We start from the raw sequence: 25,763 nt of genomic DNA on the forward strand, positions 1-25,763 counted from the left end.
ATTCGACTTTAAATTTTTGATAATCTTAAAAATTAAAAATGGAATTACTTTAGAATACACTTAATTTACACAAAGTAACAATTTAAATTAATTGTTACTTTACAAATCTAAATTGTTACTAATTTGCAACATAAGTATAGCCAAAGACTTCGTTTTTATTTATGTTATTACTTTATTATTAGTATGTTATGAAAAAAACGACATAAATTCATACATAAAAAATAATAATATTTTGTTACATAACCCGATATAAACTTGATAAAGATGTGGTAAATCACTATGTAAAAGAGGTGTAATGAGCAACTAAATCTGTATTCTGCCCATGAGTAAATAAAAGCCGTCCGAGTGCTAATACGTTCACAACTACCGTAAACCACAAGACAGATCTAAGCTCTTGTTCCTGTGATTTATGCCTAAGCACCTGTTGGGCAATAGCTGCACTAGGCCAACCACCAAGTATTGAAAACAGATGCAATTTACTCGCTTGAATACGCTAAGCACCAAGTTGAACTCTTGATTTATCAATCCAATATGCCAGTTCGTCTCGCGTACTGGGCACTTTTTTATTAAGGTAAAAATAATACTGATTTGCCAACCCAATGGTTTGCTCTGTTTATGCATCAAGTGCCAAAGTTGAGTGCGCGTAAAGCGTTCTTGTTTTTGAGTCCTTATGCTTTGAGCCGCAAACGTCAGCTAGTTCTTCTGTGACCTTATGCTGGTATGTCAGCCCAGTTGTATCTTGAATGGTCAGTGCTAGTGGTCTTTGTGGAATAATCTCTTGGGTATACTTAAAGCCGGTGTTTGCAATTTCATCAGGAGAAATTTTTCATGGCGAATTAAACGATAAGCCCCCTTCTATTTTAGCGGAAGTGCCACATGCTTTTACTATTGAGCTTGAAGTATTCTCGGCCATATCACTCGTCAGCTTAACTAAGCGTTTGGTGTGTCGAGGATCGCCTAAATTCGCTAGAGCAAAAATTAATTGTGCCCATTGTCTTGCTTCGGATTATAGATATTACTTAGAAGGAGATAAAAGCGGTATTAGATCATAACTCTAGCTCGTTGAAAACTTGTGCATAAGAGACAGCTCATTAGCCGCTACACCTAACGCGGTCGTAGCTCACGCTGCACCAACAAAGCTGGCGATTTATAGATAGGTTTATTAAAATTCATTATGTAGACTATTTATTTTAGTTTACTTTTAACACTTACATATCCATATGATCTTATTAATTTTTTTAAAATCTTGCAACAAAAAAGCAGGACTGATTGCTCAGCCCTGCTTTTTATTAACCTCTAACCTTAAGTATTAAAAGTGAATAGTGGTTCCAATAAACACACCATCAAATTCAATATCAGTATACAAGTCATTTAAATCTTCTAATTTTAACTTAACTCCACGGTAACCGGCATTAAGATTTACATCAACTGCTAGGTTATCAATAAGTTCATAACTTACGCCGACTTCATAGTCATAAAGTGTGTGATTGTCGATTGATAAAAAGTTGCCTTGTGCATATAAGTTCAAACCGGTTAATGGTAAGCCAACATTAGTTCTTACATATAACATAGGCACAACATCAGTTACTGCAACACTACTTGATTGTGTAAACGATTCAGTGCCTGAATTGGCTTGTGCTGATACCGTTACGTCACCATCAAAATCACGGGCGGTCAAACCAAAATCAAATGATAATAGATCATTATCAAATAACTCATAATAAAGTGTGTAATCAAGATAACTGACATTAAAATTAGCATTAACATTAGCATCTGTGCTAAAAATTTCACCTTCAAATTCAAAGTCAGTCGTTAAGCTTGTGTTACCTATAGTCTCTAGTGAAGTAGAGGCAATACGTATATTTGGAATTAACGGCAAAGGGTGCTCAAAGGCGATAAAAAAGCTGTTTTGTTTTTCATCCGCTAAGTTAAAATCAATTTGTGAACTGCCATCGCCAAAAGTGCCAGAGGCTTGGTTGTCCCATACTTGACCACCCAAATAAATACCTAAAGCATCCGCTTGAACATTAGTGGATAAAATCGATGCAAGTGCTGCTGCTACTACTATTTTTTTCATATTTTATTACCCTTGACTCAATAAATCGTCTAAATCAATCAGTGCTGCATTTGCACGTGATATATAATTGGCCATCACTAACGAATGATTTGCTAGCACACCAAAACCATCACCATTTAAAATCATGGGACTCCAAATGGCTTCTTGGCTTGCTTCTAGTTCCCGAATAATTTGTTGTACACTCACTTTAGCATTCTTCTGCTCTAGAACATCATTAAAATCTATTTCGATGGCCTTCAAGAAGTGCAACAAGGCCCAACAAGCGCCACGGGCTTCATAAAATTCATTATCTATAACCCACCAACTTGTTTTTAACGCCATGCTTGCTGCGCTTGATGTCGATTGTTTTGCGACTCTATCGCCAGCAAGATCAACGTTAATTTGTTCACGGCCAACACTGGCACTTAAGCGTTGAGAATAACTGCCTAAACGTTTAGTGGCTTCTTGGATCCAAGCGCGTAAATTATCAGAGCGCGCGTAAAACTGAGCTGATTGATTATTTACCTGAGTCAATGCAGTTCTGTAGGCATATAACTCATTAACTGCTTTTTGGTATTCACCTTCAGCGCTAGGAATAGCCCAACTGGTATTATCAATATTGAGCTGTGGTTGAGCCACTTTTAAATTTTTGTTTTCAACTGACTGAGATTGCGAACGACTAAATTCTTGGCGCATTACCAACGACATATCTCTTATCATTTCAAGTGCGCCAAACTCCCATGCGGGGATATTATCTAAAAACACTGACGGTGGCAGCGCATCATTAGATAAATAACCACCTGGCTTATGCAATAAGGTTTCAGTAACACGAATTAATGCCGTTGTGGTGGTATAACCCACAACAGGAGTGACATTTTCTGCTGTTGCTGCTTTTGTCACTTCAGCACGAATATCGAATTGTTCTGGTTCAAAGCTCCAATAAACGCCAAGTAAATACAGCACAAAAAATAGCGCTAAAAATCCTGAAATAACAGTTTTTATTGAGATATTAACTTTCATAACTACTCCTAATGGTGCTCATGCTTTTTCTGTTTAAGACCTTGAACAATATAATTTACATCTATGCTAGATTGATCGTCAAAAGACAGGGTGATTATAATATTTTCTTTCGCCTTTAATGGTTGTTTTAAATCAAAAATCATTAAATGAAAACCAGAGGGCTGAAATACGGTACTATTTTGAGCTGAAATTTCTACATAGTCACGTTGGCGCATACGCATTAAGCCATCAGACATGGTGTGTTGATGAATTTCAATTCGGTCACTTACTGCACTTGCTGCGGCGATAAGTCGAATATTTTTTGCTGATAAATTTTTTATCGTCATATAAGCAGAAGAAATCGACGTACCTGGGATACTCTCCCTTGCATAGCCATTTTCAACTACAAGTTTGTCGTTCTCACTTGCCAAGCTTATATTGGCAAAAACACTACTCACTACTATCACTAGTGAAATTATGGGTGAAAATACATTCCTCATCAGCTGCTATACATCCTTTTTATTCATATTATAATTCGTTATCACCATTGTAACTAAGCTTGGGCAAAATGGATAACTTAATTATTTCAAATAAACCCCAGGGTATTCTACTCATCGGCATTAACCACTTTATAAAAAAATCCATATTGAGCTCTGTGGTTTATTTACACTGACAAATACCCGTGATGATATTTTTTGGATATTGACCCAAGATGAAAAAAAGTGTTTTCGTGTAGGTAGCGACTTCAATGACTTTATTAAGTGTAGCTAATTTAGTTAATAGCAATCAGTAAGCAGTAAGCTTTTTATCGACCTTCTGCTCTTAGCTGTATGGGTCATACGTTCATATAGAAGGCTGAAAGCTAATACTACTAACTACTACTATGAGTGTCAGTATTTTTGTTGTGAAGATAAGTTTAAAAATCAACTAGCTATGTTGAACATTTTATTATTTTTAACTTTTCTGCTGACATTTCATCTCCACTAATATTAATATTCGCAGAAAACAATTAGCATTGAACCGATCTTTTATCTCGTGTGATTAACCAAATAACGCCAGCCACTAAAAATATGGGCCAAAACACACCCACCAATAACATAGCGCCACCACCTAGCAATAGCATAACAATAAAAATCAATGAACCAAATACACTCATCGCTATCGCTAAGGCAACTAACACCAGTAGCACCACCACTAATGCTGAAATACTAATGGCCTTTAAAGGTTCAACCATTTGTTCTCCCATATAAATGTCAACATCAAATAAATCTATAAAGCTGACACCTAAAACATAAGTTAAAAATAGTGTGGCAAAAATGGCTAGAAATAATGATTTAAAAAATGACATGGCTTACTCCCTTTAATATCTTCAAAAATATATTCAAACAAATTTAACGCGTTAAGCTTTAGTCGGCATTAACATGGTAGCGACTAAATAAGCGACACCTGTGGCAACAGGAAACATCAATAAAGCGAGAATAGCGCCTACTCTAACGGCTATTCGAGGCAAATTGTAATACTTAGCAATACCGCCACAAACACCTGATAATTTTTTATGTACTACATCTTTAGTTAAGGTTTTATTAACTGAATACTCGCGATTAAAGCTCATCACTTACTCCTCGTGCCCAAGCTGAGCACTTTTATATATTAAATTGAAAAATATGAATAACACGCCAATAAAGTAACTCACCACAGGCGTTATAAAGATAACACCAAGGATTACCCAAGATCAAAGCGCGGCATTAATAATGACTGCCCATTAACTTTTAGCTACCTTTAGCTATTTTTTGCTTTAATTGCGCTAACGCTTGCTCCATGGTTTCATCATTTTCTAGCGTACGAAACTGGCTATCTAAAGTTTTTGACGATGTCATATCATAGGCTTCAACTGCCGCTTCAACACGGTCAATTTTTTGTTGATAACGCTCAAATTTATTAATCGCTTCGTCGATATTATGAATGACAGCTTTTTCGCGAACTTTTAAACGCACTTCTGCAGATTGTTGACGTATTGCAAAGGCTTCTTGCTTACGCTTTGCCTCAGTCAACTTATCTTGCAAACGCTGGCTATCTTGCTGAACAGCAGTTAAGTACTCATCAATTTGAGTTAACGCTTCATTAAAATCAGCTAACTTTTGTGTACAATTTTGCTTTTCAACCAGTGCAGATTTCGCTAAGTCTTCACGACCCTTTGTTAAAGCAAGTTCAGCTTTGTGCTGCCATTTTGTAACGCGACTTTCCATTTCGCGAATATTGCGTAAAACCGTTTTCTTTTCAGCGATATGTTTGGCCGCCGCTGAACGCACTTCAACCAAGGTTTCTGCCATTTCTTCAATGATCAACTTGATCATTTTTTCTGGTTCCTCTGCTTTATCTAACATGGCGTTAATATTGGCGTTAATAATGTCGGTAAATCTTGAAAACATGCCCATGGTATTTCTCCTATTAATACGCTGAAGTTTGTTGTTTATTTGTCGCTAATTTTTTTTGCTTTGAAACTGCCGCTAACTCTTGAGTTTTTACTGTGCTGTAACGAGTCGAAAAACGCTCTAACTCAGCCTTAATTGAATGTGCGAGTTCTGCAGATAGATCAAGCTGAACTTTTTGTTTTTGTGCCTGCACAGTTAAAGTTAAATTTTGCGCTAAGCCAGTATCTTGTGCATAAGTATTGATCGTAAATAGCAACGTACAAGATAATAAAACGGCGCGTAATGTCTGTTTACTTTGTAATAGTTTCATTATTAATATCCTTATGTGAGTAACATAAAGCGTGAATAATTAACGCTTTATCTTGGTATCTGACATTACTATTACAAGTGCTGTGCCAATTACTTGAAAACACTTAACTTATTGTTATTGTTGTTATTTTAAAGTTACAAAGATAAGTCCTTATCTTAAGACATAATATGTCAAACTATAATTTGGTCAATATACACACTAAAACTAGTGAAATTGACCAATAATTAATTTAAGGTTTTACTTGGCCGCTTGGTAGCTATAGTCAAATTTATAGCTAGGCCATTAGCAGGTAGATTTGTGCCTATGATGACAGCAAAATAAACGCTGGTGTCGTCATAAGTAGGTAGGTAGGTAGGTAGACAGGATAGTACTGATAGCCTTATTTTTACTAAAAATTATTCGTGGTGGTTTCAACGATGGTGTTAGGTAACGAGCCCCATTCGCTCCAAGAGCCATCATATACTCGCACATCTTTATGACCGGTAATATCTGCAGCCAGCGCCAAAATGCAAGCGGTAACACCTGAGCCGCAGCTCATGATCATCGCTTGTTTATTGACGTTAATATGGGCAAAAATTTCGGCTAATTCATCAGGAGATTTAAACAGCCCTTGATTGAACAAATGCTGGTAGGCTAAGTTTTTTGCATTTGGCATATGGCCGCTACGCACACCCGCACGAGGCTCTGCATCTAAGCCCTTAAAGCGACGTTCAGCACGAGCATCGAGAATAAGTTCAGCTTGCGAATGAGTTTGAGTGGCAACTTCACGCCAGTCACAAAAATAGTCCACTTGCTCTTTGGCAACAAAATTGCCAATAATTCGGTGCTGCTTAGCATGGATATCGGTTTGGGAATCCGCGACCGGTTTCTTCAATTTGAGCCAATAAGGTAAACCACCGTCTAATACGGCAATATTGTTATGGCCCATAGCTCTAAACATATACCAAGCCCGCGCGGCAGAAAATAAACCTAAATCATCATAAACCACAATTTGGCTTTGCTGGTTAATGCCTAACGTTTTTGCAGCTTGTTCAAAATGACTAGCTGATGGCATGGTGTGAGGTAAATCACTCGCTAGATCTGAGAAGTGTTGATTTAAGTCGAAACGGCGAGCATTGGGCAAACGATATTCAGGCCAACTATATGCTGGCGCAGCCATGTTACCCACAGGTGGAATACTCGCATCTAACACCACAAGGTCCTTACTACCGAGTATCGCGTGCAAATCGATACAGGAAATTAATTGCTGAAAATACGTCATAATTTAAACTCTTGCTGATAAGCGTAAAGCAAAATTAGCCGAGTTAAACACGAAAGTACAGTATTTAGCGAAAGAGAGCTTTCACAAGCGTAATCAAGGGATCAAATGCAGTTAGATTGATGAGTTATATTACTAAAGCACCATAAAGAATATTAGGTCATTTTTTCGTTAGCTTTACGGTTTACGCTTTAAGGTACAGGTAACAAGGATTAATTACCTTGTTCTAAATGAGCGACAATCAATGAGGTCGCCAGCACACAAACACTAGGCAACATAAATAACGTAAATAATAGCGTGAAACTTTGCATGGTATAATTCCTTTTAAGCTGTTTATAACACTATATTATTAACGTGTTATTAAATACATTATATAAACACTTACAAAGGTTATGCCAAGGTTTGAATTAAAGTTAACACATTGTTTTTAAAGTTAATTTATTTTTACACTAGCATTAACTAGGCTAAGTAGGCGCTAATATCCCCCCGATGTGGTTAAATTTACTAATATATAGTGAGATTTGTGCAAACATCAAACAAACAAAGGACTACTGATAAAATAATGGAGAAGTCCCAAAATCGAGTACTGACTTTCCGGTATTGGGACCTTTAAAGCGCTAAATATTCAGTATCTAAAGTACCTAATTCGATGATAATAAACCGACATTAAGGCTAGATTACCTTTAGATTACCTTTAGATAATTGTTAGCTCAGGGTTAAGTTGTAATACTTTAGCAAAAGCTTGTTGCAGTACTTCACCACCGACATTTTCGCCATTGGCATTTTCACTTAAATAACGACGAAATTGTTTAGCGCCTGCTAAGCCATTACATAAACCTAACATATGTCTTGCCACATGCCAGGCACGACCACCAGTGGCAACGTGACGGTCAATATAGTCAACCATTTCATTGAGCACGGCTTGTCGTGACTTAACCTCTGCGCCAGCTTGCCAAATTTCATTGTCAGCTTCGGTTAGCATATAAGGATTTTGGTAAATTTCGCGGCCAATCATCACACCATCAATATGCTGCATGTGCTCATTCGCTTGTGCAAACGTTGTTATACCGCCATTAATTGAAATATCTAACTGTTGGAAATCTTGTTTAAGTTGATAAACCCGCTGGTAATCAAGTGGTGGAATATCTCGGTTTTGTTTTGGGCTTAAACCACTTAACCAAGCTTTGCGAGCATGAATAATAAAGTGCTGACACCCCGCCGCACTAACTGTTGTTAAAAACTGCTGCAAAAATTCATAACTGTCGAGGTCGTCAATACCAATACGAGATTTCACCGTTGTCGGGATCTTAGTCGCGTTTTGCATACTAGCAACACAATCGGCAACCAACGCTGGCTCAGCCATTAAACAAGCACCAAACTTGCCATTTTGCACACGGTCTGACGGACAACCCACATTGATATTGATTTCATCGTAACCTTGCTGCTCAGCAATTTTTGCACATTCAGTCATCGCCTTTACATCACTACCACCAAGCTGTAACACCAATGGGTGCTCCTGCTCGTTATACGCCAAGTAATTACCTTTTCCGTGTAATATTGCCCCCGTAGTCACCATTTCGGTATACAAGACCGTTTGCTTAGACATTACGCGATAAAAATAACGACAATGGCGATCAGTCCAATCGAGCATAGGGGCAATAGAAAGTTTGTGTGAAATCATAAAGTGGTAAAAAACCTTTAAGTGGAAAGCGAAGGTAGCTGTAGATAACAACCACTGAAATATTGACTAATTATAAAGGCTTTAGTGATACGAAACAAAAGAAATAATATTTAGCCGTTACACTGAAAATGCCAATAGCTTGCAATTTTTTGTTTAAATATAACTAACAAGACAAGCTTAAATAATGCAATTTAGCTAATCATTAACGAGCAACTTATCCCTTAAGCTGCTAAATACTGCTTAAGTTTAGCCCTTAATTCTTCGTTAGACTTACCCAATATAGCGATATCAGCTAACGCTAGTTCTAACTCGGCTTGCACAGCCAAGATGTTACTTATGGTCTTTTTTTTATCTGCCTGTGCTGAAATCTCACGAGCTTTTACTTTAGCCAATTGCGCTTTGGTTTCGGCCAACAGCGCTAATAAGCGAACAACATCTTTATTTTCTTTAACTATTTGGTCACTGCCTACTTTAACTATCATCGGTTCATCTGCATCAATAAACTCATCAGTTTTATTGAGTAAATAAAGCATCGACAAACGCAGGATAAAAAATAACAGCGTAAAAAATAACACCAGCACGTATTGATGAGAATGTTCAACTAATGCAGCATTTAATCGTTCTGTAAAACCACCATGACTAACAAAAAAAGTAATAAAAATTTGATTGTGCCAAGCAAGTGATATTAAAAGATAGATGAGGATAAAATTTGGCGCTTTATTTTCTGAACGATTAAAAATTAGCACTGATTTTAGAAATTTTGAAAACATAAAAATCCTTTTTTATAGATAACAGGGTTTAGTATCGGTGAATATGGCTGAATAAAGCTGAATAACGCACTGGTTCTACATACTTTACGACTACAAAAAAACCATAAAATTTAACCGGCCTATTTTTATTATATATTACAAGATTTTAAGAGGTTTTAAAATAATTCATCTTGTATTCCCGATACCAAATAAACAAATTTATTCTGCTGAAAAAAAACAGCACATTTTAATCGGTCAGTGCAATCGTTTCATCTTCATTAGCATAAGTTAATTATAACTTTCGATGCATTACCTCTTCAACAGCTCGAGGTTAACATAGTTTTAAAACTCAGTAATATCACTAAAATCTAGGTATTTAATGAGGTAAGATTCTATCTATAACTTGGAATCTAATAAAAAATTTCTTGAGAGAAATGCTGTAACTATTGGATATCACGATATAAACAGCTGCCAGAAAGTATTGAGCAAAGTGCTGGTATTAATCCTTAGTGCCTAATCGGTTCCGTCACAATAAACATTCAACAGCAACAACTTAACCTATTTATTGTGCAATTTGTCGCATATTGCACTTAGCTAACCTGACCTATTGGTTAAAAAAATGTTATAACGCATGATTATTAAGAAATTACTCGGTTTACAATTATCAGGGAAATCATGAAATATTCAATTAAATCAGCCTTACTTTGTGTTTGTATTGCTGCTAGTGGCCAAGCCTTAGCAAAAAACAGCATTAGTGACGATAAATTTCGTCAACTGGAAGAGAGCTTACCAACGCCAAATACTTATCGTACGGCGTCTGGCGCACCGGGTCATCAATATTGGCAACAAGATGTTGATTACAAAATTAATATTAGGTTAAATGACGAAAAGCAAACCCTATCAGGTGATGAAGTTATTGATTACACGAATAATTCTCCTGATACGCTACGTTACTTATGGTTGCAATTAGACCAAAATAAGTTAGCCGAAAATTCGGGTGCAAAAACAACACAAACCGCGCCTAAGAAAAAAGTGACTTATAGCAGTTTCCGCAATGCCATTAAAACAGACGAGTTTCAGGGCGGTTATGATATTACTCAGGTTACTGGCGCAAACGGCAAAGCCTTAAGTTATGTCATTAATGGCACTATGATGCGCGTCGATCTGCCAAAAGCACTTAAATCGGGTGATAGTGTCGAGTTAAACATTAATTGGAATTACCAATTACATGAGCAAAAAGTACTAGGTGGCCGCTCAGGTTACGAATACTTTAAAGAAGATGACAATTACCTTTACGAAGTGGCTAGCTGGTTCCCGCGCGCGGCAGCCTATTATGACGTAATGGGTTGGCAAAATAAGCAGTTTATCGGTAGTGGAGAATTTGCCTTAGAGTTTGGTGATTATAACGTCAGCATTACCGTTCCTGCTGATCACGTTGTTGCCGCAACTGGTGTCTTACAAAACCCGAAAGAGGTCTTAACAAAAAATCAGCGTCAGCGTTTAGAAAAAGCAAAGAAAGCTGATAAGCCCGTTTTAGTTATCACTCCTGAAGAAGCATTAGTAAACGAAAAGTCTCGTGCGACTAAGACCAAAACGTGGCAATTTGAAGCGAAAAATGTTCGTGACTTTGCTTTTGCCTCAAGTCGTAAATTTATTTGGGATGCACAAGGCTATCAAGGCGGTAAGACTGACACTATGGCGATGTCTTACTACCCGAATGAAGGTAATCCATTATGGGAAAAGTACTCTACTGAGGCCATTATCCATACGATGGAACAATATAGTAAGTATACCTTTGCTTACCCCTATCCTGTTTCTATCTCGGTAAACGGTCCTGTTGGTGGCATGGAATATCCCATGATCACTTTTAATGGCCCACGCCCGACGTTAGATAAAGAAACCGGTGAAAAAACTTATTCTCGCAAGACTAAATACGGCCTAATTGGCGTTATTATTCATGAAGTGGGTCATAACTATTTCCCCATGATTGTTAACTCTGACGAACGTCAGTGGACCTGGATGGATGAAGGGTTAAACACTTTCCTACAATTTGTCGCTGAGCAAGCATGGGAAGAAGGCTATCCTTCTCGCCGTGGTAATGCCGCTAACATGATCAGTTACATGAAAAGTGATAATCAAGTGCCCATCATGACTAATTCAGAGTCAATTTTGCAATTTGGTAACAACGCTTACGGCAAACCAGCAACCGCATTAAACATTTTACGTGAAACTATTATGGGTCGTGAATTGTTTGATTTTGCTTTTAAAGAATATGCCCAACGTTGGAAGTTTAAACGTCCGACCCCTGCTGATTTTTTCCGTACTATGGAAGATGCCTCAGGTGTTGACTTAGACTGGTTTTGGCGTGGTTGGTTCTACACCACAGATCATGTTGATATTGCTTTAGGTAACATTCACTTGTACCGTCCAAATAGCCAAAATCCAGATACGGAAGAAGCTTGGCAGCGAGCACTATACAACGAAAAACCTGATTTTATTAGTAAAATTCATAACAATGGCCAGTGGCTTCGCACGGATGATAAACCTCAATTGTTAGATTTTTACAACGAACATGACAAGTTTACTGCAACAAACAAAGCACGTAATAAATATAACAAAAGCCATAAAGAATTAGAACAATGGCAAAAAGACCTATTACTTGACGAAAGAAACTTCTACATTGTTGATTTTGAAAATAAAGGTGGCTTAGTTATGCCGATTATTTTAGATCTTACTTATGCTGATAACAGCGTTGAACGGGTGACAATACCCGCTGAAATCTGGCGTCGTGACAGCAAAAAAGTGTCTAAATTATTTATTCGTGACCAAGAAATAACTGGCATTGCGATTGACCCTAACTGGGAGACAGCGGATGTAGATGTTAGTAACAACTACTGGCCTGCACGTCTAATTAAGTCTCGCTTTGATTTATACAAACGTACGAAAAAAGACATGATGCGTGATTACAACGTTGAATTAAAAAGTGCTGATGAAAAAAATGCAGAAGAACAAGCGGAGGTTGAACAGCAATAATGTTGCTCAACCTAGCTAAACGCATTTTTGTTTTGCTATTGTGTGGGTTAGCCGTTAACGCGGTTGCCCACCGTTATTTTTTTAGCATGACGGATTTAACCTTAAATGAGCGTACTCAGTCGATTGAAGTTATTCACCAAATAACCGCTCACGACATTGATAACGCGATTGCAGAAACAAAGCAAATCCACTTTTCAATTGCTCATCCAGATTACGAAAATATTATTCGCCAATATGTTGAAGCGCATTTTCAGCTTTATTATCAAGGCCAGGCAATACCATTGAACTGGATTGGATTTGAAGTCAATAAAGGCAACATTTTTATTTATCAAGAAGCGGCGTTCGATCATTCGTTAATTGAACTAAAAATAATCAACAGCTTGCTAACCAAGCGTTATGCAAAACAGGTCAATACCGTTAATTTTTACAGTAACATGATAAAAGGTAGCCTAACTTTCAACAAATCAGTTACTATGAATCACATTAAAATTAATGATTAATATAGTTAAATTTAGATTCTGCTGATAAATGTGCAAAATCAAGTAACTAAATTAAAGAAATGCCTTTGGAGAAACATTTATGAATGTAGACTTTATTAACCCCTTTCTTTCTTCAATGCTAAACGTTATGTCAACCATGGCGAAAATGGAATTAACGCCTGAAAAACCTCGTTTGAAAACAAATGAGATAGCAAAAGGCGATGTTTCAGGTTTAATTGGTATGGTGGGAAAACAAACTAAAGGTTCTTTATCTATTACCTTTGAAGCCAAGTTAGCACTGGCCACGATGAAAAAAATGGTTGGTGAAGGCCCAGATGTAATCAATGACGAAATTACTGATTTAGTGGGTGAAATTACCAATATGGTTTCTGGTGGCGCAAAACGTATGCTAAGTGAAAAAGGCATTGAGTTTGATATGGCAACCCCTATAGTGGTTTCTGGCATTGATCACACTATTCAGCACAAAGCTGACGGACCCGTTATTATCATGCCACTAACGTCTGAATACGGTACTGCGTATATTGAATTTAGCTTCAATAAATAGTAGATTTGCATAACAATATTTAGCCTCGTTTACTACGGGGCTTTTTTATGTTCAGACAAAACTAAATACCTGAACTATTTACCTGAATTAAGTACCTGAACCAAGTACCTGCATACAAACACGGGTTATTCGTGCTAGTCGCAACCCAAGTAGCAACAGCCATGTCGGCACAGGTTTATGGTTTAATCCAACATTAATCTATATTAAACATAGTGCCTATTACAAACCATATAGTGTTTGGCGATTTTTTATAGGTCGAACTTCAGTTTGTCAACGTGATGGAGTAAATACAAATAACCCAGTTAATTTCATCTGAGACAACCACAATTCACCACCACAAAGCTGCATGTTAAGGCCTGACTCTAACGACCTATATTCATCTCATAACATACACCTCAATGTAAAAAACCTATACACTATAATACGTTAATTAAAATTACCTTTGGAGAAGCCTTATGTGGCAACAAGTAGAGTTAACACTACCCCCTTATCAACGTGGTTTTCACTTAATCACAACTAATATTGAGCAAGCACTCGCTGAACTCTCCCCCGTACGTTTTGGCTTGTTACATCTTTTCATCCAACATTCTTCAGCGTCGTTAACGATTAACGAAAATGCTGACTCGACAGTGCGTGATGATATGGAACGACACTTTAATCACTTCGTCCCAGAAAATGCCTCTTATTATCGTCACACTTATGAAGGCCCCGATGATATGCCGGCCCACATTAAGGCAAGTACGTTAGGCAGTAGTGTCAGTATTCCTTTAAAAAATGGCCAAATGAACTTAGGAATTTGGCAAGGAATTTATCTAGGCGAGCACCGTGTTCATAGCAGTGCAAGAACCCTGATACTGACCGTTAGTGGCGAGTAATGTATCGCCATATTATACCAATCTCACTAATTATCTGATCATTTTTACTGGTTAAAATAACCCACTACTGCGTTATTTATTTAATAATTAGCACAACTAGTTATTAAAATAAATGCCTTATATTTGGCCATTTTTCCTGCGTATAAAGTAGACCACCTAATTAATGAAATTGGTATTACTCAGCTCAACACTAAATTTTTGTTGTTAAAATTTAAAATATGGCAATTTATCTGCTATCAAAGCACAGTTTTATAAGTGCTTCACCATGCCTATTTGATAGATTGAACTTAAAAATACCCTTTGGTACAATATAGATATTCAAACAAAGTGAACGGATATTGTTGTGGTTAGTGGTCGCAAACGCAAATTTAATGAGCAAACTGCATTGCAAGCAGCAATGGAAGTGTTTTGGGCGAAAGGTTTTGTGGGCGCTTCTTTAGCTGATTTAACAAATAGTATGAATATTAACAAACCTAGTATGTATAGCGCGTTTGGCAATAAAGAAAGCTTATTTATTAAAGCGACTCAACACTATATAGAAAATAATATGAAAGCCCACCTTGGCGCATTATACGCAGCAAACATACCATTAAAAACGCGTTTAAAAAACTATATGATGTCAATTGTCGGTATGCAATGCAGCACTGAGCAACCCAAAGGTTGTTATCTGGTACTGTGTCAATCAGAAGTCGCTGGAGGTGATATTCCAGCAGAAGCGGCAAAGTTACTTATTGACATAGAAGCAACGCCCAAAGCTTTATTAGCTGAGTTATTTTCCACTGATGAGGAAGCCATATCGTTAGGCTTAAATGAAAATTCAACCGGTAACGCCTTAAGTTTATACACAGCACTAAAAGGCACCGCGTCGATGGCGCGCTCAAAAGTACCACCAACAGAACTTGAATTTGTTATTGATACTATGTTGACTGGCGTATTTAGTACCGGTAAAAAACCTGCTGCGCCAACCCCAAAATTACCCTAGTACTCTCTACTACCTGCCTCAACTTTACTGCTGATATTCGATGGCCCTATAGCCATTGATATACATTATTGTGAGTTCAGCTTAGCGCTATAACTACCTACGCTTTATTTCCTTGCTCAACTTTAATTACTCTTCATCAACTTCAGTAACTCTTAATCTACTTTAATCACTAATCACTAATCACTAATCACTAAGGTATTATTAAATGTCACAAATATACATAACCCTATGATTATATAACTTAATAATTATTAAATTCAATAAAAACCTAGCAAACTAAATTATTTATATAGCTGGCTGTTGACTTAACCATACCGATCGGTACAATATCGGTCAATTACTTACCGACCGGTATGATAAACGTATTATTAGCTGGTTGGTCAATTTTTTAAGCATTAAATAACAATAATTTTGTTACACAGAAATCTGTTGTTACGAGCTGTTTTTATAAAGGAAATTTGATATGACGACATTAACTATACATACTGTTGAATCAGCACCACAAGAAAGTAAAGCACTATTAGAAAAATCAGTTAGTGCATACGGTATGTTACCTAACTTGCACGGCGTGTTAGCTACATCACCCGGTTTATTAAGCGTATACCAAACATTACATGAGCTTTTTATTAACTCTTCATTTGACGCAGAAGAACTCACCGTAGTTTGGCAAGGCATCAATGTTGAGCACGGCTGTACATACTGTGTACCCGCTCATACCGGCATCGCACACTCAATGAAAGTAGACCCTAATTTAACGCAAGCATTGCGAGATCAACAAGCAATGCCTACGGCTAAACTGCAAGCTTTACTTGATATGACCTTAATTATTGTTCGTAATCGAGGCAATGTTACTCATGAAGAATTAGCGGCATTCTATGCTGCTGGTTACGGTGAGCAACAGTTGTTGGAGATCATTTTAGGTTTATCACAAAAAGTGATCAGCAATTATACCAATCATATTGCCGAAACACCTGTTGATGACGCATTCAAGCCATTCGCTTGGAAAAAAACAGCCAAGTAACGGGCGTTTTTATCTAGCGACTAAACCATCTACATGGCTTTAGTCGCTATTTTCTGTGCTAAGAGCAAAAGGTAAAGTGCACGATTGATAACCGCACCATTATAAATGACAATCTAGAACGGCTCTACTGTCCTAGCCTAGCCACTTTTTATAACTTTTTAAGAGTGAATGTTTATGGTTACTTTGCGAGCTGAATATGCACGCGACGGGTAATATTACACAAAAGTTCGTAAGGGATAGTCGTAGCAAATTCAGCCACTTCTTCAACCGCTAAGCCTTTGCCCCATAACGTGGCAATATCGCCAACGCTATCTTGGCTTTGAGCGCCTAAATCTACCGTGATCATATCCATAGTTACCCGACCAATAAGCGGCACACGTCGACCATTAATTAAAACCGGTGTACCGTTAGGGGCATGGCGAGGATAACCATCACCATAGCCAATAGCAACTACACCTATAATAGTGCTACTTTCACTCACCCAAGCACCACCATAGCCAACCGCAGATCCTGCAGCGATTTCACGTACAGATATCAAACTTGATTGCAAAGTCATAACGGGGGCAATACCGTCTATGTAGCTATCTGCTGCTAGTGGTGAAACACCATAAAGTAATAGGCCAGGTCTAATCCATTGATAATGGCTGTCTGGCCAAAGTAAAACGCCAGCAGAGTTAGCTAGGCTTTTTTCGAGGGGTAAATCAGCGCTAAGTTGATCAAATAAGGCGATTTGTTTCGCTGTAGCTGAGTTTTTTTTATCATCCGCACAACCTAAGTGACTCATCAGCACTATGGGTTGCTGGACATTTTTTGATTGACTTAACGCTTGATAAAAATGTGCTAGTTGCTCGGGATTAATACCCAACCTATGCATGCCAGTATCGATTTTCAGCCAAACTTTTAGCGGAGCAGCCAGCTTAGCATCCAAAATAGCCGCTAGCTGTTGCTCGTTATGCACTATGGTTTGTAAGTTACTCGCCGCCAGTATATCAATATCTTCTTTAGCAAAAAAACCTTCAAGCAATACAATAGGTTTTACAATGCCAGCGGCTCTAAGTGCCAGCGCTTCATCAATACGCGCGACACCAAAAGCATCGGCATTGGGCAGTGCTTTAGCAATCAGCTCTAAACCATGACCATAGCTATTCGCTTTAAGTACCGCTAAAATTTTAGCCTTAGGTGATAATGACTGAATAAGCTGGTAATTATCACTTAGGGCATCTAAATCAATAATCGCCGTGGCTGTGTGCAATGTCATGAGCGCTTAATCTTCGCCTAATACGTGCGGGCCAGCATAATTATCAAAACGGGAAAATTGCCCTTGGAAGGTTAAAGGTACTCTACCAATAGGACCATTACGCTGCTTACCAATAATAATTTCAGCCATACCTTTGTATTCAGAATCATCGTGATAAACCTCATCACGATAAATAAACATGATTAAATCAGCGTCTTGCTCAATTGAACCTGATTCACGTAAATCTGAGTTTATTGGTCGTTTATCAGAACGCTGCTCCAAGCCACGGTTAAGTTGAGATAACGCCACAACGGGCACTTCTAATTCTTTTGCCAAGGCTTTTAATGAACGAGATATTTCAGCAATTTCCAAGGTTCTGTTATCGGAAAATTGTGGCGCACGCATCAATTGCAGGTAATCGATCATGATCATACTAATACCGCCATGATCTCGGGCAATACGTCGTGCTCGCGAACGCACGTCTGTCGGTGTTAGGCCCGCCGCATCATCAATAAACATTTTGCCTTTTTCAATTAACAAGCCCATGGTTGATGATAACCGCGCCCAATCTTCATCTTCTAATTGGCCGGTACGAATTTTAGTTTGGTCAATACGACCAAGCGAAGCTAGCATACGCATCATAAGTTGCTCTGACGGCATCTCTAAGCTGAAGATTAACGCGGGTTTATCTTCAGTCATGGCAGCATGTTCGGCCAAATTCATGGCAAAAGTCGTTTTACCCATAGACGGACGGCCAGCAACAATAATAAGGTCAGATTTTTGAAAACCTGCGGTCATTTTATCTAAATCAGTAAAGCCACTTGAAACACCAGTAACACCATTAGTCGGTGATGCACAAAGTTTCTCAATACGATCAACCGTTTTTTCTAATACTGAATTAATATTTTCTGGGCCTTCCGACTTATTAGCACGTTGCTCGGCAATCGCAAAAACCTTAGTTTCGGCAAAATCGAGTAAATCGGCACTACTTCGCCCTTGTGGATCATAACCCGCTTCTGCAATTTCATTGGCCACACTGATCATTTCACGCGTTACTGCACGTTCACGCACAATAGTCGCATAGGCGGTAATATTGGCAGCACTTGGGGTGTTTTTCATCATTTCAGCGAGATAAACAAAACCACCAACATCATCCAGTTTTTGATCGTTTTCAAGCGCTTCAGATAAGGTGATCAAATCGACCGGCTCACCTAATTCAATTAGCCGACCAATAGTCTCAAAGGTAATACGATGTGATCTACTATAGAAATCTTGTGCAACAACTCGTTCACTTACGCGGTCCCAAGTTTCGTTATCTAACAATAAACCACCTAGCACTGATTGCTCTGCCTCTAAAGAATGCGGCGGAACTTTTAACTCATCAATTTGTTTGTCTCGAGGAAACTGATTGTTTTTACTAAACTTGGTTGGCTTGCGATCGGCCATATCACACCTTAAATGCTTGGCGATAATCTCTGCTTATTGGCGAGCATGTTGGCGCAATAAACTTTATAAAATTATTCGAAAATAAAGAGAGCAAATATAGCAGAAATTCCCCGTAAGCAAAATGATATTAACAAGAAATATTTTACTATTTTAGACACCAAAAAGGATTGAATTTACTTGTTATAACGTCAACAAATAAAGCACGACTAAGCGTATTTAAGGCACTATTTAAAAGCGTCGAGATCAAGGCGTATTTATATTTTCTAGGGTATTTAGCAAGGCTAGTATATGGCCATTGAATGAATCACTTGAATTGACCATGATGAGTCACTTAAAGCGCTCTTGCCAGTTAAGAAAAGTAAAAAGGTTTATGTTAAGCATGGTTAAGAGAAAAAAATGTTAAGTTAACATGGCACGCGAGCTTAAATTTTGACAAAAAAAAAGCACCTAAAGGTGCTTTTTTCTACTGGTCTATTAGCAGAATTACTTCTTGCTAAGAGCACCAAAACGCTTGTTGAATTTATCAACACGACCACCGGTCTCAGCAGATTTTTGCTTGCCAGTATAGAATGGGTGACATTCTGAACACACGTCAAGATGTATGTCTTTACTTACAGTTGAACGAGTTGTAATAATGTTACCACAAGAACAAGTTGCCTTGAACTCTGTATAATTTGGATGGATACCGTCTTTCATGGGAAACCTCTGTTAAGGCCGCATCGCCACTCGGTCAGTCATTATTGCTGCCAAGCACCATACGAGTTTAAAATAATGGAGGCGAATGTTATAGTATCGCTCTTCCTATGGCAATGAAAATTGCTAAAAAATTGAGCAATAAATCGCTTAATTTCATAAAAATCCCCCTAGTCTAATTTTCGAGCTTGGCATTGCGTCATTAAGCAGTAGAATATGCATAACATTTTATTTCTATATGACAGTATTTTTGGCAATAACTTCAACAGATATATACCTGCAAGTTGCAATACCCGTTCCTATGCGCCAGTTGTTTACTTACAAACTACCGGCGGAACTCAACACTAACGCCGTACAGTTAGGTGAACGAGTTATTGTGCCTTTTGGCTCTCGCCAAGTGGTTGGTATTGTTTTGTCGATAGATGAAAGCACTGAATATGCGGCTAAAAAATTAAAGTCAGTGCTCAGTCGAGTTAATGACAACTTCAGTTTTTCACCCAAATTGCTGCATTTTATTCAACGCTGTAGCGATTACTACCATCATCCTATTGGTGATGTGTTCCAGCAAGCATTACCGGTTTTATTGCGACAAATAAAACAACCTGATGTTGAACTACCGCAAGTTTGGTTAACAAAAGCAGACTTAAGCGAAGAGGAACAAACAACTACCGCCAAACGCTCCCCCAAACAGGCTGAGTTACTCACTATGCTCAAGCAGCATCGAGGCATGACGTGGTCAGAGTTATTAACCCTTGGTTTTAATAAAGCGCAGCTTAATGCGCTGGAGAAAAAAGAATTCATTTACAGCAAAACCCGCGCGGTCGCGTTATTTCAATGGCAAGAGCAAGCATTACAGCAAGATAACCGGCTAGCATTATCAGCGGAACAAGCGATAATTGTTGCTACCGTGAAGGAGATGCAAGCGCAGTTTTCTTGTCACTTAATCGATGGTATAACCGGTAGTGGTAAAACCGAGGTTTATTTACAGGCCATGGAGCAAATATTGGCCAACAACAAACAGGTGTTAGTTTTAGTCCCTGAAATTGGCCTAACACCACAAACCTTAAGTCGCTTCGAACAACGCTTTAATGTGCCGATAAGCCTGCATCACTCAGGGTTAAACGACAAAGAACGCTTACAAACTTGGCTAGAAGCACAACGAGGAACCGCGGCGATTGTTATTGGTACCCGCTCGGCTATTTTCACTCCACTTAATGATTTAGGCATGATCATTGTTGATGAAGAACACGATGCTTCATTTAAACAGCAAGACAGCTTTCGCTATCATGCGCGCGATATTGCCATACTCAGAGCTAGGCAACTCAATATTCCCATTATACTCGGCACTGCCACACCCAGTTTTGAATCACTGCAAAATGCCTTGACCGGAAAATATCATTATCATCAATTACGCAAACGTCCCGGTAATGCCTCGACCGCAAAAATCAGCTTAATAGATGTAGCGCAACAGCAAATGGAACATGGGCTTTCCGGTAGCTTAAAACAAGCCATAAAAAATACCTTAGCCCGTGGTGAGCAAGCATTAATTTTTCTTAATCGTCGTGGTTATGCCCCCGCCATTAACTGCCAAGAATGCCATTGGATTGCTGATTGCCAACGTTGTAATAAACCTTATACCTTACATCAGGGCCAAGGGTTGCTGATTTGCCATCACTGTGGCGGTCAAAAACGCGTTCCACCACAATGCCCAAGTTGTGGCAGTGTTCGCATTAAACCCTTAGGACAAGGCACAGAGCAATTAGAAGAAAAAATTGGTGCCTTGTTTTCTGATTACTCTACCGTGCGCATTGACCGAGACAGCACGCGTAAAAAAGGTGCGTTAGCCAAGTTATTGACCGAGGTAAGTAATAAAGAGCATCAACTCTTGATTGGCACACAAATGTTAGCAAAAGGCCATCACTTTCCTGATGTCACCTTAGTTGCTGTGCTTGATGTTGATGGTGCTTTATTTAGCTACGACTTTCGCGCAGCTGAACATATGGCACAACTTTTAGTACAAGTGTCAGGCCGAGCCGGTCGAGCAAGTAAGCCTGGTAAAGTCATGGTACAAAGTAAATTCCCTGATCATCCATTACTGCAAGACTTAGTACAAAATGGTTATCAACACTTTGCTAAACAAGCGCTTATTGAACGCCAACAAGCCTTATTGCCACCCTTTAGCTTTCAGGCATTGTTTAGAGCTGAAGCAAACTACCCTTCTTACCCGGAAAAATTTTTACGCACTATGACCCAAATACCCTTTGAAGGTTGCCAGTTTGCTGGGCCTGTGCCAGCAGCAATGGAAAAAAAGGCGGGTAAATTTAGATTCCACTTAATTTTGCAAGCCAAAACTCGAAAGCAGCTGCATCAAGCCGTATTTAAGCTAATTCACCATAGCGCCACAAATGAATGGCAATCAAAAGTTAGATGGTCAATTGATATCGACCCGGTAGACTTAAGCTGGTAATTGCTGCTGCGCAAAGCAAGGCGAAACCAAGCTCAAAGCTTCTTTAACTTACTGACAGCTGACAGCTAAAAACGTGTCTTTAAACTTCTCTTAATCCCCACTCAGGCTTGTCTCATTGTTATCTCGCTGTAAAAACAAAAACCTATTTAACAGGGAGAAAAGCAGGAGGACTGCAGGAGAAAAAACACAGCAAAAACAAGTTTAAAGCTTGTTTAACTTACTGACAGCTGACAGCTAAAAACTTATCTTTAAACTTCCCTTAATCCCTACTCAGGCTTGTCTCATTGTTCTCTCCCTGTAAAAACAAAAACCTATTTAACAGGGAAAAAAGCAGGAGGACTGCAGGAGAAAAAACACAGCAAAAACAAGTTTAAATCTTGTTTAACTTACTGACAGCTGACAGCTAAAAACTTATCTTTAAACTTCCCTTAATCCCTATTCATGCTCCGACTAGGGTGAGTTTTATGCAATTAATGCACTCAATGGGTGATATTTCTTTAGTAGTTGGTTAGAATTGACGAAATTTTCTAGTATAAAGTTTTTCATGGCACATCAAGATTACGTTTCCCGCTCTCGAGTAAAAAATAAAAAACAAAGCCCATATAAAAAAAATGTTGAACCACCTCAAGGTATCTCATTGAAAGTAAAATTAATTACCGCTTTTTTAGTGATCGCTTTGCCCAGTTTTGGCTACCTGCTGTGGAGCATTAAAGACAAGCAACCTGCAGTCGTTGCTGCCCCTAAAGTCATCAAGGTAAAAAAGACCACAGAAGTCGCTGAATTACCTGAACTACCAAAGGAAAAATGGACCTACGTTGATGACCTAAAAAGTAAAGAAATTGAAGTAGGTCAGTACGAAGTTAAGAACAAAGGCCCCTATAAAATGCAATGTGGCTCATTTAGAACTCGTAAACAAGCAGAGTCATTGAAAGCAAAAATAGCCTTCACCGGCCTAGAAGCACAAGTGGGTAAATCTGTCGGTAGCTCGTCAACCTGGTATAAAGTTTATTTAGGCCCTTACGATAAAAAACGTAACGCAGAAAAAGATAAACATAAATTAAAAAACAACGCTATCCACGCTTGTAAAATTTGGGGTTGGGATTAACTTAACATTGATACTTTAGCAATGTATGTATTTATATATGTATTGCTTCAGGCCTTTTCCAGCAGATTTATTAACATATCTAGATTAGTATTAAACCGTCAGTTTCAAGGCATAGCTTGGCGTGATCAACTAGCCCCTTTTTAAAGCGAAAAATACTAACTGTGTATTGAAAAGACTGGCTCAATGCTTACCTCGTTTATCGGTATTAATACCGATAAACGACAACAGTAAAATACTGAGAGCCGATCATAAAAATAGTTACTGCATCTAATAGCTAAAAGCTAAAATTTAACCTATAGCTAACTTAAATCTGAACGATATTGTTTTGAACAGACAACAGCTAACGTATAGCTTAAAACCCATTAAAGTTGCCTGTTTACTATTATTCATCACCGCTCCCTTGAAAAAGCTTAAGCCACCCCTTATCTAATCTACATTAGACAAGCCGACTATCTCAGTTGGCAAAATGGAAGAGGTTAATTGTGACTACTATTGTTTCTGTCCGACGTAATGGCAAAGTGGCCATTGGTGGTGATGGTCAAGTTTCCCTTGGCAACACTGTAATGAAAGGTAATGCACGCAAAGTGCGCCGTTTATATAATGGCAAAGTACTTGCAGGTTTTGCTGGCGGCACAGCTGATGCATTTACCCTATTTGAACGTTTTGAAAGCAAGCTAGAAATGCATCAAGGTCATTTAACTAAAGCGGCCGTTGAACTAGCAAAAGATTGGCGCAGTGATCGTGCGCTGCGCAAACTAGAAGCTTTATTAGCGGTTGCTGATGAAACAGCCTCACTCATCATTACCGGTAATGGTGATGTTATCCAAGCAGAAAACGATCTCATTGCTATTGGTAGCGGTGGAAATTTTGCCCAATCAGCGGCCACAGCATTACTTGAAAACACCGAGCTTTCTGCCAAAGAAATCGTTGAAAAATCATTAAAAATTGCTGGTGACATTTGTGTATTTACTAATCAACAACATGTGATTGATGAACTATAACCGCCAATTTGTAAGGAATTAATATGTCGAATATGACACCACGTGAGATAGTTCACGAACTTGATAACCACATTGTTGGTCAAAGCGATGCCAAACGAGCGGTTGCAATAGCGCTGAGAAACCGCTGGCGTAGAATGCAACTGAACGAAGAGTTGCGCGATGAAGTTACCCCTAAAAACATTCTGATGATTGGCCCCACAGGTGTCGGTAAAACAGAAATAGCTCGACGCTTAGCAAAACTAGCCAATGCTCCCTTTATTAAAGTGGAAGCAACTAAATTTACCGAAGTCGGTTATGTCGGTAAAGAAGTCGAAACTATTATTCGTGATCTTGCTGATATGGCCATTAAGATGACCAAAGAGCGGGAAATGGCACGTGTAAAACACTTAGCCGAAGAAGCTGCTGAAGAACGTATTTTAGATATATTACTGCCGCCAGCTCGCGACAGTTCAGGCAACGACGAACAATCAGAAAACAGTCCAACTCGTCAAGCCTTTCGTAAAAAATTACGCGAAGGCCAACTCGATGATAAAGAAATTGAACTCGACTTAGCCGCACCGCAAGTTGGCGTTGAAATTATGGCACCTCCTGGCATGGAAGACATGACTTCACAATTACAAAACATGTTCCAAAACATGTCGAGTGATAAAACCAACAAACGTAAACTGAAAATTAAAGATGCTTTCAAAGCCTTGCAAGAAGAAGAAGCGGCGAAAATAGTTAATCAAGACGACATCAAAGAAAAAGCAATATACGCGGTTGAGCAAAACGGTATTGTCTTTATTGATGAAATAGACAAAATTTGCAAGCGCGGTGAAAGCTCAGGCCCTGACGTATCAAGAGAAGGTGTACAACGAGACTTGTTACCATTAATTGAAGGTTCTACCGTTAGCACTAAACACGGCATGGTTAAAACTGACCATATCTTATTTATTGCTTCTGGCGCTTTTCAAATGTCAAAGCCCTCTGATTTAATTCCAGAATTACAAGGTCGACTACCGATCCGTGTTGAGTTAAAACCGCTCACCGCTGAAGACTTTGTGCGCATACTCACTGAGCCTAATGCCTCTTTAACAGAGCAATATATTGCCTTGTTAGCGACTGAAGGCGTGCATATTTCATTTAGTGAAGATGGCATTAAAGCGGTTGCTAATGCCGCGTGGCAAGTTAACGAAAGTACTGAAAATATTGGTGCCCGGCGTTTACATACCATGATGGAACGCTTAATCGAAGAGCTTTCGTTTACCGCCAATGATCGCGCTGGAGAAAGCATTCTAATCGATGCTGAATTTGTTGCTAATATTTTATCTGATCTGATTAAAGATGAAGATCTAAGTCGCTTTATTTTATAATAGATAAAATACGGTTAGGAGT

The 25,763-nt window shown here is 38.5% G+C and carries 25 protein-coding genes; 10 read left to right on the forward strand and 15 right to left on the reverse strand.

Features of this window, described 5'->3' with window-relative positions:
• Positions 1–277 precede the first annotated feature (277 nt).
• The 12 genes from H4J59_RS19755 to H4J59_RS01460 form a co-directional block, all read right to left on the reverse strand.
• A complete protein-coding gene (locus tag H4J59_RS19755; RefSeq protein ID WP_404851995.1) occupies positions 278–490 on the reverse strand; it encodes a DUF1294 domain-containing protein in 213 nt (70 codons plus the stop codon).
• Between the two features lie 336 nt (positions 491–826).
• On the reverse strand, positions 827–979 hold the full coding sequence (locus tag H4J59_RS19760) for a transposase DNA-binding-containing protein (protein ID WP_182236251.1): 153 nt from the start codon (positions 977–979) through the stop codon (positions 827–829).
• A gap of 330 nt (positions 980–1,309) precedes the next feature.
• Positions 1,310–2,077: a TIGR04219 family outer membrane beta-barrel protein gene (locus tag H4J59_RS01415; RefSeq protein ID WP_182236179.1), complete on the reverse strand. Its 768-nt coding sequence runs from the start codon at positions 2,075–2,077 to the stop codon at positions 1,310–1,312.
• A gap of 6 nt (positions 2,078–2,083) precedes the next feature.
• Positions 2,084–3,076, reverse strand: a complete 993-nt coding sequence (locus tag H4J59_RS01420; protein ID WP_182236180.1) for a DUF2333 family protein — start codon at positions 3,074–3,076, stop codon at positions 2,084–2,086.
• Positions 3,077–3,084: 8 nt separating this feature from the next.
• The gene (locus tag H4J59_RS01425) at positions 3,085–3,513 is read right to left on the reverse strand and encodes a copper chaperone PCu(A)C (protein WP_182236182.1); all 429 of its coding nucleotides are present in this window, start codon (positions 3,511–3,513) and stop codon (positions 3,085–3,087) included.
• A gap of 551 nt (positions 3,514–4,064) precedes the next feature.
• Entirely contained in the window at positions 4,065–4,403 is a 339-nt protein-coding gene (locus tag H4J59_RS01430) for a hypothetical protein (protein WP_182236184.1), read from the reverse strand.
• A 51-nt stretch (positions 4,404–4,454) separates the two neighbouring features.
• Entirely contained in the window at positions 4,455–4,667 is a 213-nt protein-coding gene (locus H4J59_RS01435; RefSeq protein ID WP_182137444.1) for a PspC domain-containing protein, read from the reverse strand.
• Between the two features lie 157 nt (positions 4,668–4,824).
• The gene (pspA, locus tag H4J59_RS01440; RefSeq protein WP_182236186.1) at positions 4,825–5,490 is read right to left on the reverse strand and encodes a phage shock protein PspA; all 666 of its coding nucleotides are present in this window, start codon (positions 5,488–5,490) and stop codon (positions 4,825–4,827) included.
• Positions 5,491–5,503: 13 nt separating this feature from the next.
• Complete coding sequence (locus H4J59_RS01445) at positions 5,504–5,797, reverse strand: hypothetical protein (protein ID WP_182236188.1); 294 nt, start codon at positions 5,795–5,797, stop codon at positions 5,504–5,506.
• A gap of 388 nt (positions 5,798–6,185) precedes the next feature.
• Entirely contained in the window at positions 6,186–7,058 is an 873-nt protein-coding gene (locus H4J59_RS01450; protein ID WP_182236190.1) for a sulfurtransferase, read from the reverse strand.
• A gap of 691 nt (positions 7,059–7,749) precedes the next feature.
• Positions 7,750–8,736, reverse strand: a complete 987-nt coding sequence (dusA, locus tag H4J59_RS01455; protein ID WP_182236192.1) for a tRNA dihydrouridine(20/20a) synthase DusA — start codon at positions 8,734–8,736, stop codon at positions 7,750–7,752.
• A 221-nt stretch (positions 8,737–8,957) separates the two neighbouring features.
• Positions 8,958–9,506: a hypothetical protein gene (locus H4J59_RS01460; RefSeq protein WP_182236194.1), complete on the reverse strand. Its 549-nt coding sequence runs from the start codon at positions 9,504–9,506 to the stop codon at positions 8,958–8,960.
• A gap of 654 nt (positions 9,507–10,160) precedes the next feature.
• On the opposite strand from H4J59_RS01460, the gene H4J59_RS01465 reads away from it, so the two are divergent.
• The 6 genes from H4J59_RS01465 to H4J59_RS01490 all read left to right on the forward strand — a co-directional run bounded on the left by H4J59_RS01465 (position 10,161) and on the right by H4J59_RS01490 (position 16,440).
• Positions 10,161–12,518 (forward strand): M1 family metallopeptidase, encoded by a 2,358-nt coding sequence (locus H4J59_RS01465; RefSeq protein ID WP_182236196.1) that lies wholly within the window; start codon positions 10,161–10,163, stop codon positions 12,516–12,518.
• On the forward strand, positions 12,518–13,018 hold the full coding sequence (locus H4J59_RS01470) for a DUF6702 family protein (RefSeq protein WP_182236198.1): 501 nt from the start codon (positions 12,518–12,520) through the stop codon (positions 13,016–13,018). The genes H4J59_RS01465 and H4J59_RS01470 overlap by 1 nt, the downstream gene beginning before the upstream one ends.
• 79 nt (positions 13,019–13,097) lie before the next feature.
• Positions 13,098–13,562 (forward strand): chemotaxis protein CheX, encoded by a 465-nt coding sequence (locus H4J59_RS01475; RefSeq protein ID WP_182236200.1) that lies wholly within the window; start codon positions 13,098–13,100, stop codon positions 13,560–13,562.
• A gap of 455 nt (positions 13,563–14,017) precedes the next feature.
• Entirely contained in the window at positions 14,018–14,437 is a 420-nt protein-coding gene (locus H4J59_RS01480) for a secondary thiamine-phosphate synthase enzyme YjbQ (protein ID WP_182236202.1), read from the forward strand.
• A gap of 343 nt (positions 14,438–14,780) precedes the next feature.
• On the forward strand, positions 14,781–15,419 hold the full coding sequence (locus H4J59_RS01485) for a TetR/AcrR family transcriptional regulator (protein WP_182236204.1): 639 nt from the start codon (positions 14,781–14,783) through the stop codon (positions 15,417–15,419).
• A 463-nt stretch (positions 15,420–15,882) separates the two neighbouring features.
• Entirely contained in the window at positions 15,883–16,440 is a 558-nt protein-coding gene (locus H4J59_RS01490) for a carboxymuconolactone decarboxylase family protein (protein WP_182236205.1), read from the forward strand.
• Between the two features lie 178 nt (positions 16,441–16,618).
• Here H4J59_RS01490 and alr read toward each other — a convergent pair whose 3' ends face one another.
• From alr to rpmE, 3 genes are all read right to left on the reverse strand, one after another.
• Positions 16,619–17,692 carry an alanine racemase gene (gene alr / locus H4J59_RS01495; protein WP_182191195.1) on the reverse strand — a complete coding sequence of 358 codons (1,074 nt, stop codon included), beginning with the start codon at positions 17,690–17,692 and terminating at the stop codon, positions 16,619–16,621.
• A 12-nt stretch (positions 17,693–17,704) separates the two neighbouring features.
• Positions 17,705–19,123, reverse strand: a complete 1,419-nt coding sequence (dnaB, locus tag H4J59_RS01500; protein ID WP_182137457.1) for a replicative DNA helicase — start codon at positions 19,121–19,123, stop codon at positions 17,705–17,707.
• Positions 19,124–19,606: 483 nt separating this feature from the next.
• Positions 19,607–19,819, reverse strand: coding sequence for a 50S ribosomal protein L31 (gene rpmE / locus H4J59_RS01505; protein ID WP_182236207.1), 213 nt, complete (start codon positions 19,817–19,819; stop codon positions 19,607–19,609).
• Positions 19,820–20,066: 247 nt separating this feature from the next.
• Between rpmE and priA the strand changes: the two genes are divergently transcribed.
• The 4 genes from priA (at position 20,067) to hslU (ending at position 25,741) form a co-directional block, all read left to right on the forward strand.
• The gene (priA, locus tag H4J59_RS01510; protein WP_259369343.1) at positions 20,067–22,283 is read left to right on the forward strand and encodes a primosomal protein N'; all 2,217 of its coding nucleotides are present in this window, start codon (positions 20,067–20,069) and stop codon (positions 22,281–22,283) included.
• Positions 22,284–22,920: 637 nt separating this feature from the next.
• Entirely contained in the window at positions 22,921–23,388 is a 468-nt protein-coding gene (locus H4J59_RS01515) for an SPOR domain-containing protein (RefSeq protein ID WP_259369344.1), read from the forward strand.
• A 482-nt stretch (positions 23,389–23,870) separates the two neighbouring features.
• The gene (gene hslV, locus H4J59_RS01520) at positions 23,871–24,389 is read left to right on the forward strand and encodes an ATP-dependent protease subunit HslV (protein WP_182137461.1); all 519 of its coding nucleotides are present in this window, start codon (positions 23,871–23,873) and stop codon (positions 24,387–24,389) included.
• 23 nt (positions 24,390–24,412) lie between these two features.
• A complete protein-coding gene (hslU, locus tag H4J59_RS01525; protein WP_182236213.1) occupies positions 24,413–25,741 on the forward strand; it encodes an ATP-dependent protease ATPase subunit HslU in 1,329 nt (442 codons plus the stop codon).
• Positions 25,742–25,763: the final 22 nt, after the last annotated feature.

Source organism: Colwellia sp. MB02u-10 (genome assembly GCF_014077185.1).
Taxonomy (GTDB): domain Bacteria; phylum Pseudomonadota; class Gammaproteobacteria; order Enterobacterales; family Alteromonadaceae; genus Cognaticolwellia.